The organism is Acinetobacter sp. YH01009 (assembly GCF_013420765.1).
Taxonomy (GTDB): domain Bacteria; phylum Pseudomonadota; class Gammaproteobacteria; order Pseudomonadales; family Moraxellaceae; genus Acinetobacter; species Acinetobacter amyesii.
In genome coordinates, this window is sequence record NZ_VOYE01000003.1 from 1 (window position 1) to 15,469 (window position 15,469).

At 39.7% G+C, this 15,469-nt stretch carries 16 protein-coding genes and 1 pseudogene; 11 read left to right on the plus strand and 6 right to left on the minus strand.

Annotated elements, in window-relative coordinates:
• From FTT76_RS05100 to FTT76_RS05125, 6 genes and pseudogenes are all read left to right on the plus strand, one after another.
• Positions 1–169 (plus strand): annotated as a pseudogene (locus FTT76_RS05100) (IS5/IS1182 family transposase); the annotation flags it as partial.
• Positions 170–330: 161 nt separating this feature from the next.
• The gene (locus FTT76_RS05105; protein WP_180009480.1) at positions 331–1,554 is read left to right on the plus strand and encodes an alpha/beta fold hydrolase; all 1,224 of its coding nucleotides are present in this window, start codon (positions 331–333) and stop codon (positions 1,552–1,554) included.
• A gap of 156 nt (positions 1,555–1,710) precedes the next feature.
• Complete coding sequence (glyA, locus tag FTT76_RS05110; RefSeq protein ID WP_111885761.1) at positions 1,711–2,964, plus strand: serine hydroxymethyltransferase; 1,254 nt, start codon at positions 1,711–1,713, stop codon at positions 2,962–2,964.
• Positions 2,965–3,125: 161 nt separating this feature from the next.
• Positions 3,126–3,530: a nucleoside diphosphate kinase regulator gene (gene rnk, locus FTT76_RS05115; RefSeq protein WP_078192900.1), complete on the plus strand. Its 405-nt coding sequence runs from the start codon at positions 3,126–3,128 to the stop codon at positions 3,528–3,530.
• 247 nt (positions 3,531–3,777) lie between these two features.
• Positions 3,778–4,740 (plus strand): TauD/TfdA family dioxygenase, encoded by a 963-nt coding sequence (locus FTT76_RS05120; protein ID WP_180009479.1) that lies wholly within the window; start codon positions 3,778–3,780, stop codon positions 4,738–4,740.
• A gap of 117 nt (positions 4,741–4,857) precedes the next feature.
• Positions 4,858–5,562 (plus strand): Crp/Fnr family transcriptional regulator, encoded by a 705-nt coding sequence (locus FTT76_RS05125; RefSeq protein WP_180009478.1) that lies wholly within the window; start codon positions 4,858–4,860, stop codon positions 5,560–5,562.
• Between the two features lie 60 nt (positions 5,563–5,622).
• Here the strand turns inward: FTT76_RS05125 and FTT76_RS05130 are convergent, their stop codons facing one another.
• Entirely contained in the window at positions 5,623–6,111 is a 489-nt protein-coding gene (locus tag FTT76_RS05130; RefSeq protein ID WP_078189122.1) for a TIGR00645 family protein, read from the minus strand.
• A 327-nt stretch (positions 6,112–6,438) separates the two neighbouring features.
• Here FTT76_RS05130 and FTT76_RS05135 point away from each other — a divergent pair, with 327 nt between their 5' ends.
• The 3 genes from FTT76_RS05135 to FTT76_RS05145 are packed head-to-tail and all read left to right on the plus strand — an operon-like array spanning position 6,439 to position 9,339.
• Positions 6,439–7,230 (plus strand): tellurium resistance protein, encoded by a 792-nt coding sequence (locus FTT76_RS05135; protein ID WP_078189121.1) that lies wholly within the window; start codon positions 6,439–6,441, stop codon positions 7,228–7,230.
• Positions 7,231–7,246: 16 nt separating this feature from the next.
• Complete coding sequence (locus tag FTT76_RS05140) at positions 7,247–8,377, plus strand: toxic anion resistance protein (RefSeq protein ID WP_180009477.1); 1,131 nt, start codon at positions 7,247–7,249, stop codon at positions 8,375–8,377.
• Between the two features lie 41 nt (positions 8,378–8,418).
• Positions 8,419–9,339, plus strand: a complete 921-nt coding sequence (locus FTT76_RS05145) for a hypothetical protein (protein ID WP_180009481.1) — start codon at positions 8,419–8,421, stop codon at positions 9,337–9,339.
• A gap of 85 nt (positions 9,340–9,424) precedes the next feature.
• Here FTT76_RS05145 and FTT76_RS05150 read toward each other — a convergent pair whose 3' ends face one another.
• Together FTT76_RS05150 and FTT76_RS17615 are read right to left on the minus strand one after the other, a co-directional pair.
• The gene (locus FTT76_RS05150) at positions 9,425–9,829 is read right to left on the minus strand and encodes a DsbA family protein (protein WP_257222706.1); all 405 of its coding nucleotides are present in this window, start codon (positions 9,827–9,829) and stop codon (positions 9,425–9,427) included.
• Between the two features lie 48 nt (positions 9,830–9,877).
• A complete protein-coding gene (locus FTT76_RS17615; RefSeq protein ID WP_257222656.1) occupies positions 9,878–10,036 on the minus strand; it encodes a hypothetical protein in 159 nt (52 codons plus the stop codon).
• Between the two features lie 433 nt (positions 10,037–10,469).
• On the opposite strand from FTT76_RS17615, the gene ahpF reads away from it, so the two are divergent.
• Positions 10,470–12,035 (plus strand): alkyl hydroperoxide reductase subunit F, encoded by a 1,566-nt coding sequence (gene ahpF, locus FTT76_RS05155; protein WP_180009476.1) that lies wholly within the window; start codon positions 10,470–10,472, stop codon positions 12,033–12,035.
• A 285-nt stretch (positions 12,036–12,320) separates the two neighbouring features.
• Here ahpF and FTT76_RS05160 read toward each other — a convergent pair whose 3' ends face one another.
• The 3 genes from FTT76_RS05160 to FTT76_RS05170 form a co-directional block, all read right to left on the minus strand.
• Positions 12,321–12,575: a YfhL family 4Fe-4S dicluster ferredoxin gene (locus tag FTT76_RS05160; protein ID WP_180009475.1), complete on the minus strand. Its 255-nt coding sequence runs from the start codon at positions 12,573–12,575 to the stop codon at positions 12,321–12,323.
• Positions 12,576–12,584: 9 nt separating this feature from the next.
• The gene (gene yegQ / locus FTT76_RS05165) at positions 12,585–13,979 is read right to left on the minus strand and encodes a tRNA 5-hydroxyuridine modification protein YegQ (protein WP_180009474.1); all 1,395 of its coding nucleotides are present in this window, start codon (positions 13,977–13,979) and stop codon (positions 12,585–12,587) included.
• A gap of 80 nt (positions 13,980–14,059) precedes the next feature.
• Positions 14,060–14,476: a Cd(II)/Pb(II)-responsive transcriptional regulator gene (locus tag FTT76_RS05170; protein WP_168379319.1), complete on the minus strand. Its 417-nt coding sequence runs from the start codon at positions 14,474–14,476 to the stop codon at positions 14,060–14,062.
• Between the two features lie 76 nt (positions 14,477–14,552).
• Here FTT76_RS05170 and FTT76_RS05175 point away from each other — a divergent pair, with 76 nt between their 5' ends.
• On the plus strand, positions 14,553–15,188 hold the full coding sequence (locus FTT76_RS05175; RefSeq protein WP_180009473.1) for a cation transporter: 636 nt from the start codon (positions 14,553–14,555) through the stop codon (positions 15,186–15,188).
• Positions 15,189–15,469 lie beyond the last annotated feature (281 nt).

The following is a 15,469-nucleotide window of genomic DNA, read 5'->3' on the forward strand; positions in this document are numbered from 1 at the left end:
TAGCAATGATGATATGGACTGGTATATGTATAAAATCAGACATTTAGTTGAAAATGCATTTTGTAGATTAAAACAATTTAGAGGAATTGCCACAAGATACGATAAGCTAAAACGTAACTATCAAAGCGCTGTTGCTTTAGCTTGTATATTTATATGGTTGCCTCTTTAGCTCAATTTATCGGCTGTAAATGTCAACACACCCTAATTTGATAAATTAAAATAAGAGTAGTTGCTTAAAAATTAGGCTTGAACAAAAGTTTGTTCCATGTATTTAATGATTCATATTCAATGAAAAATTGACTTTAAAACAACAAACAAAAGGATCATGGAATGAAAATGCTGCGTTTAACGGTTTTAGTCAGCAGTGCGCTATTTTTAGCAGCCTGCGGTAATGATAGTAATGACCAACAATTTAGTAATCCTGAAACAAACGCTGATCTCAATCAGATCAAAAATCCGGTGGTAACTACAACAGCCTATAGTCAAGACAATATGCCTGCTGTGAGTGCAGACAGCCGATTGATGACCTATAAAATGCTAGGAGTAGATGGCAAAGTTGTTCAAGCCACAGCCTTAGTCTTTACCCCAAAAACAGTTGCTCCGGCAGGTGGTTGGAAAATTGTGGCTTGGGCACATGGAACGACCGGTGTGGCTGATAAATGCGCTCCGAGCCGACAAGGTTTGCAAGGCACTGAATATTTATTGCAAATGTTATTGGCAAAGGGTTATGTCGTTGTGGCACCCGATTATGAAGGATTAGGGGAACCTAGTGGACGTGAAAACCATCCTTATCTGAATCTAAAAAGTGAAGCCTTTTCGATTACCGATGCCGTTGTCGCTGCTCGAAGTTATTTAACCAGCCAAGGTAAAACGGTGTCGAAGGATTGGGTGTCAATCGGGCATTCTCAAGGTGGTCAAGCCGTATTAGGTGCAGCTGAATTCGCATCGCGTGCTGACTTAAATTATAAGGGAACGATTGCCATAGCACCTGCAAATAATCTTGCGCTCATTCTTGACGCAGGCGAGAAGTTAGCTGTAGGTAAACCTGCAACCGTGCAAAGTATGATTTATGCACCTTTAGACAGTTTTACTGCGCAGATCATTGCGGGTATGCAAGGGCATAAAAACAGTGTGGATTATTCAAAAGTATTTAGTGGACATCTGGCTGCGATTGCACCTCAGGCTGAAACAGTGTGTTCAGGCGAGTTAACCAAGTTAATTCAAGATGACATGCTCAGTTATGCGAGTCAGAACACGACTTTGGATAACTATGGCCGCACGCAGTCTGATTTCTTAACTTTAAAGCCAATCCAAAACTTTATGAGTGAAGGTTCACAGCCTTTAACGACAGCGGTGAAAACGCCGATCATCATTTATCAAGGTAAAGCCGATCAGACCATTCCAGCAGATGCGACTAAATTTATGATTAGCCTTGCTAAGCTGGGAACATCAATTGACTATCGTGAGCAAGCGACAGCGGATCATCTTACTATTTATACCGATAATCTGGCAAATTTTGTGCAAGATGTAGAGACTCTCATGTCAAATCAATAAGTTGATTTGACTTAAATAGTGCTCGTGCAGATTCAACACGGGCATTATTTATTTAAAAACAGCACAAACTTCCCTCTCTCATTTCTAAAACTTCATGCTACAATACGCGCCAATCTTAGCACGGCTTAAAAGCCCTAATTTAATAGGACCTCGCTAATGTTTGCCAACACCTCTATTGCTCAATTTGACCCTGAATTAGCTCAAGCGATCTCGAATGAAGATGCTCGCCAAGAAGCGCACATTGAGTTAATCGCTTCAGAAAACTACTGTTCACCTGCAGTAATGGAAGCTCAAGGTTCAAAACTTACTAACAAATATGCAGAAGGCTACCCTGGTAAACGCTACTATGGCGGTTGCGAGTATGTAGACGTGATCGAACAATTGGCCATTGACCGTGCTAAAGAATTGTTTGGTGCAGATTATGCAAACGTTCAACCACACGCTGGTTCACAAGCAAACTCTGCAGTTTACCTTGCGCTACTTAACCCAGGCGATACAGTTTTAGGTATGAGCTTGGCTCACGGTGGTCACTTGACTCACGGTGCTAAAGTTAGCTTCTCTGGTAAAACTTACAACGCAATTCAATACGGTTTGAACCCAGAAACTGGCGAAATCGACTATGAAGAAGTTGAACGTTTAGCTGAAGAACACAAGCCAAAAATGATCGTGGCTGGTTTCTCTGCGTATAGCCAAGTTGTTGATTGGCAACGTTTCCGAGATATCGCGGACAAAGTTGGTGCTTACTTATTCGTAGATATGGCTCACGTAGCTGGTCTTGTTGCTGCTGGTGTTTACCCAAGCCCAGTACAAATTGCTGACGTAACAACAACGACTACTCATAAAACACTTCGTGGTCCACGTTCTGGTTTAATCCTTGCGAAAGCAAACGAAGAAATCGAGAAAAAATTACAATCAGCTGTATTCCCAGGTAACCAAGGTGGTCCTTTAGTTCACGCTGTAGCGGCTAAAGCGATCTGCTTCAAAGAAGCAATGGCGCCTGAATATAAAGCTTACCAACAACAAGTTGTTAAGAATGCGCAAGCAATGGCTGAAGTTCTAATCGAACGTGGTTATGATGTTGTTTCTGGCGGTACTAAGAACCATTTGTTCTTATTATCTTTAATTAAACAAGACATTACTGGTAAAGATGCCGATGCTTGGTTAGGTGCTGCTCACATTACTGTGAACAAAAACTCAGTACCAAACGATCCACGTTCTCCATTCGTGACTTCTGGTATCCGGATCGGTACTCCTGCTGTAACAACACGTGGTTTTGGCGAAGCTGAAGTACGTGACCTTGCAGGCTGGATCGCTGACGTTCTAGACAGCAAAGGTGACGAAGCTGTGATTGCTGCAGTGAAAGAAAAAGTTGCTGCTGTTTGCGCTAAATTCCCAGTTTACGCAAAATAAAACAGACTTGAGAAAAGCCCCCTCAAGGGGGCTTTTTTTATGTCATCAGAAAAATTCAAAAGTTATCTAAACATTTATATTTCTGATATAACGGAATAAGAGATAACAAAAAATTTGCCCATCGCTATAGATCTGTTGGCAAGGTCGCAAAGGAACTTTATATGAAAAAACCCAATATTATTCTTTCAGAACAAGATTTACATCGCTTAGAAACCATGTTGGAGCATCAGTCTAAGTTGACGCCGACGATGGAGCATTTGGAAGATGAGATGGCGCGCGCTGAAGTGGTTGCTCCACAAGATGTCCCTGCCAATGTGGTGAGTATGAATGCCAAAGTTCTCATTAACATTGCACCTGCGACAGAAGCAACCGAAATTACACTGGTCTATCCACATGATTTTCGTGGCGATAAAGGTCAAGTCAATGTTTTGGCTCCAGTGGGCGCTGCCATTTTAGGTTTGGCTGAAGGGCAGGAAATAGAATGGCCGCAGCCTGATGGTCATACCATGAAAGTCAAAATCATTAAAGTGCTCTATCAACCTGAGCGTGAAGGGAATTATCTATAATTCCGCTGTGATATACAGATAAAATCCGCACACAAAGCCATCGATACCGATGGCTTTTTTATTTTTTCTTTATTGCATTTTTAGATATGAAATGTGTAAATGTTGTTAAGCAGATTTCATTACAACCATAGCAGTTTAACTTGGGAAAACTGTCAAATAATTGACAGAGTCATGGGCACGAAGTCGGCACACTTTATTTCAACAACACCATCGTTGCTTAATAATTTGAAGAATAAGGTAGAGCCCTATGACACAATTAGAATCGAATCATTACAATCCAGACTATCAATATCAGCATATTGAAGTAAAACCTGTAACCGGTCGTATTGGTGCCGAAATTTCTGGCATTCAGTTGTCTGGAAGTTTAGACAAAAGCGTGGTCGATGAATTTAATCATGCACTATTAAAATATAAAGTTGTATTTGTGCGTGGGCAGCAAGATCTCACCGATTTAGAACAAGAAGCCTTTGCACGACTTTTAGGAAATCCGTTGAATCACCCAAGTGTGCCACTCAAAGATGGTACAGCACATACGTTGTCAATTGACTCACGTGGTGGGCGCGCAGATTCATGGCATACCGATATTACATTTTTACCCAATTATCCCAAAGCCACAATTTTAAGAAATGTAGTTGCACCTGAACATGGTGGCGATACAGTTTGGGCCAATACCGTGACGGCTTATGAAGATTTAAGTCCGGAGCTGCAAAAACTGGCGGAACAATTACGCGCGGTGCATAGTAATAGTTATGACTATGCGACTCCCAAAGGTCAGTACAATGAAGAAGGTCGCCATTTATTCCGTACCGCGGTAGAAGTGGAAACCGAGCATCCATTGGTGCGTGTACATCCTGAAACAGGTGAAAAAAGTTTGGTTTTAGGTCACTTCTTTAAACGCTTCAGTGGATATAGTCCGGCACAGTCACGTCGTTTATTTAAACTGTTTCAAGAGCAAATCGTGCAATGGGAAAATATTGTGCGTTGGCGCTGGGCGGTTGGTGATGTTGCCATTTGGGACAATCGTGCAACGCAGCATCGTGCCATCAATGACTATGGTGATGAGTTACGTATCGCCTCACGTGTCACCATTGAGGGTGATGTACCTGTCGATGTAAATGGTCAGCCGAGTACTGTACTGAAAAATATTCAAAACACCGATATTTCAAACTTGCGTTCAGAAGCAGGCCGTATTTATGAGAAAGCATCTTAAGTATGAGAGCGTCATTTAAAACAGCATAAAAACAGATAAATAATGCGAAAAACAATGGTTTTACATTTTTAAGCACTTGCCTAAGATCAATGAGATCTTAGGCATTTTTTTATAGACGTGAGCGATCAAAAGAACACCGCCCAACAGCATTTGTTGCAAATTTTACGTAATGAAGACATCTTTCAGGGCTTTAGCGATCAGACTTTAGAACAGCTTGTGCAACAGGTGAAATATTCACGGTTTCATGCGCAGCAGCACATCTTAAAACAACAACAAATCGTGCAAGATATTTATATTTTGCTTTCAGGTACGCTACAAATTGGTTGGTTGCAAAATAATGGTGAATTGATTGTCAATGATTATATTCGTCGCCAGTCGGTATTTAATTTTGTCGTACTCTTACAACAAAAGCCTTTGAATTATGATTATTTTGCTGCGACACACGTCGAGGTGGCAATCATTTCTGGAACAACGTTTTTAGCGGTTTTACAGCGTGATCCGCAGGCACTTTGGAATGTCGTGCAATCTCTCAGTCGACGCATGTATTTGATGTTTGAGCATAATCGTTATTTGAGAACAGCAACGTTAGAGCAGCGTATCGCAAGACATTTGATTCGACTCTATGAACAATATGGATGTCGGCAGGAAATTCCCCTGAAACTCAGTCAGCAGGAATTTGCAGAGTCATTTAATATTTCACGGCAAACGTTGAATAAACATTTACAGCAATTTGTCCAAACACAAGTGATCGCGTGGAATTATGGACAAATCGCGATCTTGGATCTTGAGCGTTTAAGGCAAATGAGTGAACTTGATGAATAACTAGATTTAAAATTTGACGAGAAGCCATGATCGCAAATGGCTTCATTGGCCTTACTTAGATTAGTGCTTACTGATTTTATCCAAATAACCCATCATAAAAGCAGAAAAAACAAAGGTTAAATGCATGATGATGTACCACATGATTTTGTCATTGGGGATGTTTTTCGCATCCATAAAAATACGCAATAAATGAATCGAAGAAATTGCCACGATTGATGCTGCAACTTTGAGTTTTAATGAATTGGCATCCATGGTGCCGAGCCAGTTCAAGCGATTGGTCGATTCATTTATTTTCAGTTGGGAAACAAAGTTTTCATAGCCTGAAAACATCACCATTACAATCAGTCCGCCCACCATAGTCATATCTACCAAAGAGAGGATGACTAAAATCAGGTCAGCTTCTGAATATTCTAAAATATGCGGAAGGACATGAATGACTTCTTGGAAAAATTTAATCGCGAGCAGTAATAGTGCAAAGGATAAACCAAAGTACACGGGAGCCAGAATCCAACGTGCTGCATACATTGTGTTATGGAAAAAACGTTCCATTTAAGCCTCTAAAATTATTGATCTAATATTTGGTTCTAAGGTATATGAATTAAATTTTACGATAATTTTGATAATAATTCATGTAGAGTCAGTTGTTTAATTTAAATCTAGATTGAATCTTTGGGTGTCTTAAGCTTGAATTCATCTGTGTAGGTCATCATATCCATTCAAATGATGCTGTATGGCTGCTTTGGCGGATCTATATGCAACGGTTGAATTTGATGGCGAAATTTGACTGATGAAATAGATGTATTTTTTGCAAAATACTACAAGACTTTTATGGCAAAACTTGTAGTATAAAAATGATTTTATTGAGTTTAATTGGCTATGTCACAAATTGATGTATTGGTGCCGTTAAAGGATATTACGGTAGATCGGGCGGAAGTGCTTTCGATTAAGCGGAATGACCTTGTGCCATTACTGACCGATCAATATCGTCTTAATCATTATGCCGATCAATTAATTCAAGCACAGTCGGTGCTGCTAGACGGTGTTGACCCTCAGTTGACGAAACAACTTAGTCAAACCATTGAGCAGTTGATTCAAGCCTTAGCCAATTCAAAAAAATATTTAAAAACACGCAAATTTAATGCCTTGCAAAAATGGTTAGGCATTGATTTGGAGTACGGTTCAGGACAAGTTGAATATTATAAAAATTTGGATCAATTGCTTGATCGGGCAAATCATCTGAGCCAAAAATTACAGTTAGAAATTCAAAAGTCCCAAGCACGTTTTAATCAATTACAGGGTTTACGTGAGCAAATGGCGCGCTATATCGTCGCGGCTGAAGAATTTTTGCTGGAATACCCACAGTTTGTTAAAAATCAGCATCCGCTTGATAACTTTGCAGAACGCTTATCGAAAAAGGTGAATACGTTGCAAACCTTACAAGCCAGTAATGATATTGCAATTACACAAATGCAGCTTTCTCAGCAGCTTTCTTTTGGTTTATTAGATCGATATAAGGAAGCTCAGCAAGTGTTGATTCCGGCATGGCAATATCATGTGAAACAAAGTCGTCAAAGTAACTCGACAAGTTCATTGGAAAAGCTTGATAATAGCCGTGAAAATTTGATTAAAACTTTAAAAAAATCATTAGAGAATTCCTCTAAGTCTTAGAAATATAAGGTGAGTTATGACCGATTTAGATGCCAAAAATTTACCCGTTGAAGTAAGTAAAGAATTGACTGAAGAAAAGTTTCAGCAACTCAATTTACAGGAAATTGGCTTACAAACTTCCGATTTTCACGAAGTCGAAGCTGCACGTAAGGAATTGGCAGATTTAAGTCATAATAGTGTTGCCGAATATGGTAAAAACATTGCCACCAAGACGTCGACCTATACCGATGAATTATTAAATTTGGTGCAAAATAAAGATCTGGATGCGACAGGTCAAAAGCTCAATCAGGTGGTACAAGTCGCACAGCAATTGAATACCACGAGCATTTTAAATAAATCGAAAAGCTCAGGATTTTTTGGTGGTTTACTGAGTAAATTTAAAGGTGCCAAGCAAAGTTTTGATCAGCACTTTAATACCACTAAAGAGCAAATTGATGCTTTAGTTAAAGAAATTGAAACTTCGCAAAATGGCTTAAAAGCGCGTGTAAATACCTTAGATAAAATGTTTGAAGGCGTACAAGACGAATATAAACAATTAGGTGTGTATATCGCCGCAGGTAAGTTGAAAGAGCAAGAAATTCAACAGGAAATTGCAAGCTTAACCACTCAAGTTCAAGATCAAACCACTACGCAAAAAATCTATGACCTCAATCATTTGGCAAATAATCTTGAAAAACGTGTGAGTGATTTACAGATCTTGCAACAGTCTGCGATGCAGACCTTGCCGATGATTCGTATTATTCAATCCAACAATTTGATGTTGGTTGATAAATTTTATGCTATTAAAAATATCACCTTACCGGCTTGGAAAAACCAAATTAGCTTGGCGATTTCATTGCAAGAACAAAAGAACAGCGTGCAATTGGCAAATAGCATTGATGATGCGACCAATGACCTGTTAAAACGCAATGCAGATTTGTTGCATCAAAACTCTGTCGATACAGCGAAAGCCAATCAGCGTTCAGTGATTGATATTGACACACTTGAACATGTGCAAAATACCCTCATTAAAACCGTTAATGATGTGATTCAAATTCAGAAAGAAGGTGTACAAAAGCGTGAAGAAGCGACGACACGTATTCGTGCCTTACAAAATAATTTGAATCATTTAGTAATTGAATCGAGTGGTTCAAACCCTTCTTCATAAACGGTGAGGGAGGTGAAAATATAATCTGAAGGAGTATGTCTTTGCCTCCCATTGATGAATATGCGCTAAATCCGCAGCAACTGGAAACAGGGCTTCAAACCATTAAGAAGCGTCAACGCAATTTGACGTTATTGACTTTAACCAGTGTTTCTGTGCTGATCGTTTCGGCTGTGATGCTGTTTATTCAGCATGATATGGTCTATAGCTTTTTTGGCCTAAGTTCTAGCGTACAGCAACTGCATATCCCTGTTAGTGCAGGTGATTTGGCATATCAACTCGGTGAGTCCTCCGACTATTTTTCAAATTTTTTATCCTTTATTGGTTGGTTATTTCTCAAACTTATCGTTTCATTTATTGGCGCATTTTTCTTGGTTGGATTTCTAAAGAAATTTCAATTTTTTAGAATTCGATTCCAATCTTTTGTATTGAAATTTGTCGGCTGGATTTTATCGTTTATCGTGCTTTGGTCAGGCTTAACTTATGTGCAATATGACCTTAATCATGATGACCGTGCAGCAGATCAAAAATTGGTACATTATGAAAAAAATATTCAAGAAAGCCAGCTGGCTTTCGAGATGGAAGATGCACAATTGGCAAAACCCGTGCAAGCCTATTTACTTGCACAAGCTGCTTTGATGCATAAGCCTGTAGATCGTGCGACAGCAATTCCTTTGGTGCAATCCTTAATCAATGCCGAGCAACAAAATCCAGCAAAATTCCGTGAATACGGTTTTCAGCCTGAACAGCTCTGGGCAATGCAAAATCAGCTATTTGATAAAACCATGACACCGATGGCGCAAAGCGTGGAAAAACAAGTTCAGCAAGCCAATGTAGTAGAAGTTGTTGTACGTTGGGTGTTGATCGCCGTGATGGTACTCACGCTGGTTTTGAGCTTAATTTTGTATCTACTATCTCAGCATTTCAAATCACGGATTAATCGAATTGAGCAGGGACTTCATTAACAGGCCTATTTTCTTTTTAGATCATTGCATTGCTCAGAATAAAAATCCCCATCACATTGTATGGGGATTTTTGATCTTGGGTAGATTAACTTGCGCGATGAAACAGTTGTCGAAGTTCCTGTGTAGAAAAAGTCTGATCATTCACTTCGCCATCCACAAGGTAAAAAGGAATGGGGTGCTGTCCCTTTGATTTTACATATTGTGTAATTTCATGCTGACGGTCTGCAATATCTTTATGTTGAATTGAGCGCAGTACTTTTGAGCCATCTAAACCAATGCCTTCAATGATGCTTTTTAAAACCTGAATATCAGCAATATTTTGACCGTGTGCAAATAATGCATGGAATAATAAGGCTTGAGTCAGGGCATATTGATCCAGAATATTGTCCAAGGCCAAAATACCTTGATGAGCCAGTTGACTGTTTGGCATACGTTTCATGTGCTCAATATTGACAATCACATCTTCGCTATAAGCGGCAAACTTTGTCATTTCGAGTTTTCGATTTGCTGCACTTGCGCCATACTTATTGGTTAAATACTACAGCACATCTAAGCCTTGTTCAGGAATTTCAGGAACGCGTTGAATCGGCAATAGCTCTACACGGGTTGCGGTATGTTCATTCCAGTTTTGTTTTAACTTTTGAAATGCGACATAACTCATGGGATAAACAATATCAAAGACAAATTCAATTTTCATTATTCTGCTCACTGTTGATTTTATACTTGTAGATCGATGGCTGATTGATGCAAGGGATTGATTGTGGCTTTATTGATGGAACTCAAAAGCAGTCAAATCACCTGATATTTCATTTGATTTAATGCCGTCTTGCTGAAATGAAACTTAAAGCTTTATAAAGATTTTGTAATTAATCAGGACGTAAGTGGGTCTTGCGCAGGCTTGGTGTGATTTCAATAAAAAAGAAAAAAATGAGGGATTTATCACGATATATATGTACGAAATAAATCATTTTAATGTTAATATAGGCCCATATATTTATGATTTAGAAAGAAATTTAATCATTTGATTTGTAAAACCGATTAATTTTATAAAAACAAACCGTTTCACCTATTTAATGGTTTGTTCTATCATTCTCTCATCAAATAAATTTACTCCTCTGGAGACGTTAGCAATGTTAGATCAAAATACTTCTGCTCAATTAAAAACCTTACTTGAACGCCTTGAAGGCCCGATTGAAATCGTCGCGACTTTAAACGGCACTGACAAATCAGACAAAATTAAAGAATTGGTGACCGAAGTTGCTGCCTTATCTGATTTAGTGACTGCACGTTTTGACGGTAACAACAGCCGTGCGCCAAGCTTTGGTATTGCAAAAGCAGGTGAAACACCACGTGTATTCTTCGCAGGTCTACCGATGGGCCACGAATTCACTTCTTTGATTTTGGCATTGTTACAAACCTCTGGTTATGCACCGAAAGTTTCTGACGAAGTACTGAATACCATTAAAGGTTTAGGTCTTAAAACTGACTTTGATGTGTTCGTATCACTCAGCTGCCATAACTGTCCTGACGTGGTTCAAGCCTTGAACCTAATTGCGATCTATAACCCAGGTACAACTGCAACCATGATTGATGGTGCATTCTTCCAAGACGAAGTCGAAGAACGCAAAATCATGGCTGTACCAATGGTATTCCAAGACGGTGAGCACATTGGTCAAGGTCGTATGACCTTGGAAGAAATCATTGCTAAATTAGACACCAACTCTGCCGCAAAAGATGCTGAAAAGTTAAATGCCAAAGAAGCCTTTGATGTTCTTGTGATTGGTGGCGGCCCTGCGGGGAATACTTCTGCAATCTATGCAGCACGTAAAGGCATTAAAACAGGTATCGTGGCTGAACGCATGGGCGGTCAGGTCATGGATACGATGGACATTGAAAACTTCACGTCGATTCAAAAGACTCAAGGTCCTAAGTTTGCTGCTGAAATGGAAGCACATGTACGTGAGTACGGTGTGGACATTATGAACTTGCAACGTGTATCTGACATCAAAGGTGCTGACCAAACAGCTAATGGCTTAGTTGAAGTGACTTTAGAGAATGGTGCAAAACTTGAATCTAAAACAGTGATTCTTTCAACAGGTGCACGCTGGAGAGAGATGAATGTTCCAGGTGAGCAAGAATACCGTACTCGTGGTGTAGCTTACTGCCCACACTGTGACGGTCCATTGTTCAAAGGCAAACGTGTTGCAGTGATCGGTGGTGGTAACTCTGGCGTTGAAGCAGCGATCGACCTTGCAGGTATTGTTGAACATGTAACGCTTGTTGAGTTTGATACCAAGCTTCGTGCTGACCAAGTGCTTCAAGACAAGTTAAACAGCTTGCCGAATACGACTGTGATCATGAATGCATTGTCTACAGAAGTAGTTGGTGATGGTTCACAAGTGACTGCACTGAACTACAAAGACCGTGCAACAGATGAAATCAAAACGATTGAATTGGCAGGTATCTTTGTACAAATCGGTTTGTTACCAAATACTGATTTCTTAAAAGAAACAGCGGTTGAACTTTCAAACCGTGGTGAGATCGTAATTAACGAGCGTAACGAAACCAATGTGAAAGGTGTATTTGCTGCAGGTGACTGTACAACAGTACCGTACAAACAAATCATCATTGCAACAGGTGAAGGCGCGAAAGCTTCATTGTCTGCTTTTGATTACATCATCCGTTCGGGTCAATAAAAGAAAGGCCAGTGTGTTTCGAGAAACACGCTGGCCGCGCTGAATGTTGTCATTTGAATATTATTTTTCTTAATATTCTCGTTTTACAGGAACTTTGGATGCTAACACCGGAGTTCCTTTTTTGTCTGCAAAATTAGGATTCAAAAATGTCCCCACACATTTTGAATCCTATTCGTTGCCCAGCTATTTTTGTTTTACAACCTTATTTTTATACTTTCCCCAAGGTTGTTTCTCTATAAAATATAAAGCGGAGTAAGCAATTAATATACCAATCACATCACGAATTTAAGATTTAAATAAATTCAAGCCTTTAAACTTCTCCATTAACTGCTCATCTGTCTCCACATGTTCAGGATGAGGCACAATGCACTCAATCGGACAAACTGAAACACAAGTTTGGTGCGCATAGAAACCGACGCATTCAGTACAACGTGCGACATCGATTTCATAAATCTTTGAGCCTTCATAAATGGCATCATTGGGACATTCAGGTAGACACATGTCACAATTGATGCATTTGTCTGTAATCAACAAAGCCATAAAGTAAACTCAAGCCTGATAAGCTAAAGTTGAAGCCGAAATATCCACTGTCGAATTGGGTAAGTTACGAATCAGTAAGGCGTATCGCATATCCACATCGGCAGGTACAGGAATATCCACGATATGACCTGAACCTTTGGCATCGTCGATTAGATTACCTTTTTTATCTTTCATTTCAGTTAAAACGAAGGTGATGTTGCCTGAAGTGGTCATCAGTTCTAAAGAATCACCTACAACAAAACGGTTTTTCACTTCGATTTTAAGAGAGTCACCATTGCGTTCTAAGACTTCAGCTACAAACTGTTGATGATCAAAACGTGAAGAGCCGGTTTCATAGTTTTGATATTCACTATGTACATGGCGGCGTAGAAAACCTTCGGTATAACCACGATTCGCAAGGCCTTCAAGCTGAGACATGAGAGCAGGGTCAAACGGTTTACCAGAAAGGGCATCATCGATGGCTTTACGATAAATTTGAGCAGTACGTGCACAGTAGAAGTAAGACTTGGTACGGCCTTCAATTTTTAAAGAATGAATGCCCATTTTGGTTAAACGGTCAACATGCTGTACAGCACGCAAGTCTTTCGAGTTCATGAAATAAGTGCCATGCTCATCTTCTTCGGCAGCAAACATGTCTTCTTCATTGCGTTGTAATAAAACCGGCTCGCCGAATTGGTGTTGTTCTAGGGCGTGTTGCTCATCGGCATTTTTATTATTGCAGCATGATGATTCTTTAATTTGTGTGACTGGAATAACATCACCAGTTTCATCTTCAACTGCATCGTGAATTTTATAATCCCATCGGCATGCATTGGTACATGCACCTTGGTTTGCATCACGTTTATTCATATAGCCAGAAAGTAAGCAACGACCGGAGTAAGCCATACATAATGCACCATGTACGAAAACTTCAATTTCCATATCAGGTACATTGTGTTTAATTTCTTCAATTTCTTCGATTGATAATTCACGTGACAAAATGACACGTGTCAGTCCCATATTTTTCCAAAATTTAACCGTTGCCCAGTTCACCGCATTGGCTTGGACAGACAAATGAATGGACACTTCTGGAAAATGTTCACGCACCATCATGATCAGACCGGGGTCAGACATGATTAGCGCATCAGGATTCATGGCAACCACAGGTTCAAGGTCACGGATGAAATTTTTCAGTTTTGAGTTATGCGGTTGGATGTTTACCACCACATAAAACTTTTTACCTAAAGCATGGGCTTCTTCAATGCCAATTTTTAAATTGTCATGGTCGAAAGCATTATTGCGCACACGTAAGCTATATCGCGGCTGACCTGCATACACGGCATCTGCGCCATAAGCAAAAGCGTAGCGCATATTTTTTAATGAGCCAGCAGGTGAGAGGAGTTCGGTTACGTGTTGAATCGTCATGTCAATAAAGGCATAAAAAATTTATGGCTTTATTGTAGTGATCTAAAAAAAGGATTCAACCAAGTATTTTAGTTGGGTTTTCAAGATATTCCGTTTTCCAAATGTTTTAAAATTTGGCAATCATTAATTTGACTGGTTTCATTACAACTGGCACGGAGCTTACTTAACTGTATTTTAAAATTTTCTAATTCTTTAATTTTTTCAGAAACTTGACGAATGTGATTGTCAATTAATTCATTCACAGCATGACAGCTTTGCGTAGGGGATTGCTCAAGTTCAAGCAGGGTTTGAATCTCGGTGAGAGAAATATCGAGGTTTCGACAGCGCTTAATAAAAACCAAACGTTTGTACATTTCTTCATCATAATAGCGATAATTGTTGTCTGCGCGGAAGCTAGGTTTCAGCAGTTTTTTCTTTTCATAAAAGCGAATACTGTCAATGCTTACCCCAGATTTGGTGGACAATTCTTTAATCAAATAATGTTTTTGTACGTTCATGCTTGACCTTGGAGTGAGTCCATAGTTTTGAATAAGAGTAATACAAATCCATTGATTTTAAAATTGGAGCACATTTATGGCATGTACATGTAGTCATGAGCCAGCACCAAACAAACCCAACAGTAAATTTCGTATCGCACTTTGGATTGCCTTAATCATTAACGCCATGATGTTTTTGGTGGAGCTGATTGGTGGGGCTTATGCACATTCTTCTGCGCTTTGGGCGGACTCGCTGGATTTCTTTGGTGATGCTGTAAATTATGGGGTTTCATTAGCCGTGCTTGGCGCCAGTTTATATTGGCGTGCAACAGTTGCCTTGGTGAAAGGTTTTGTCATGGCAGCGTTTGGGATCGTGGTGATTGCCAAAGTGCTCTATGCCTATGCCAATGGGATCGCTCCTGAACCAATCACCATGGGTGTGATTGGTATTCTGGCCTTAGTCGCTAATGTCATCTGTGCATACGTCTTATATGCCTTCCGTGAAGGTGACTCCAATATGCAATCCGTTTGGCTATGTAGCCGTAATGATGCGATTGGTAATGTCGCAGTGATCTTGGCGGCCGTCGGGGTGTTTGGTACAGGCAGTCTATGGCCAGATTTGATCGTGGCCGCAATCATGGCGATCTTAGGTTTAACGGGTGGTTATCAGGTGATTCGAAAAGCACTGCAAGAGCGTAAGCAAAAAGATATTCTGAGTACCCCTTGCTCTTAAAATACTTACTCTTAAATCCACCGTTAATGGCATTCATTTTATCCATGTTTTTAACGCAGATGAATAGTCGTTAAATCGCTAGTTGAAATTAAAATAGCAGTCAGTTTTATACGAAATTTTCCTGACTGCTAATTCGATAAATCATCTGAAATCAGACTGTATTTAATAGGGTGCTGAGGTTTTATCTACAGACTCCAATTAAGTTATGCTTTACAATAGCGCGCGAAAATCATGTTTAAAAATTAGGTTTTCTACCTTGAAAGCTTTATGTTTAGGCCCCA